Raw genomic sequence first — 477 nt, 5'->3', positions numbered from 1 at the left:
TTGGCAACTGTTGGCGCATTTACTAAACAGAAATCTTGTGTGTTATCTGTAGTTGTTGGTGTACCCGGATCAGTTACGCTTATTGTAACGGCTAATCTTACTGCACTCTCACAAGTTGTTACAGGATCTACAATAGCTCCGTAATAAACTCCGCTTGTAAGTACTGTTGTTGGTGCAATGGCAGTTCCGCCTGTTGCTGTACTATACCAAACTACATTAGGCTCATTGACCTGAATGTTAGCAACCGTAGAAGCATTTATTAAACAGAAATCCTGAGTATTATCTGTAGTTGTTGGTGTTCCCGGATCACTTACTGTAACGGTCACCGCTAATCTTATTGAACTTTCACAACCTGTTGTTGGGTCTAAAATGGCCGCGTAATATATTCCGTTTGCCAAGGCTGTTGTTGCAGGAATTGCTGTTCCGCCTGTCGCTGCACTATACCAAACCACATTTGGTTCATTTACCTGAATATTG

General features: G+C 41.9%; 1 pseudogene. It reads right to left on the bottom strand.

Annotated elements, in window-relative coordinates:
- Positions 1 to 477: pseudogene (locus GKZ86_RS25340) on the bottom strand (gliding motility-associated C-terminal domain-containing protein); the annotation flags it as partial.

The organism is Flavobacterium sp. LC2016-13 (genome assembly GCF_009707955.1).
Classification (GTDB): Bacteria; Bacteroidota; Bacteroidia; order Flavobacteriales; family Flavobacteriaceae; genus Flavobacterium.
This window is presented reverse-complemented; position numbering and strand designations above follow the sequence as displayed.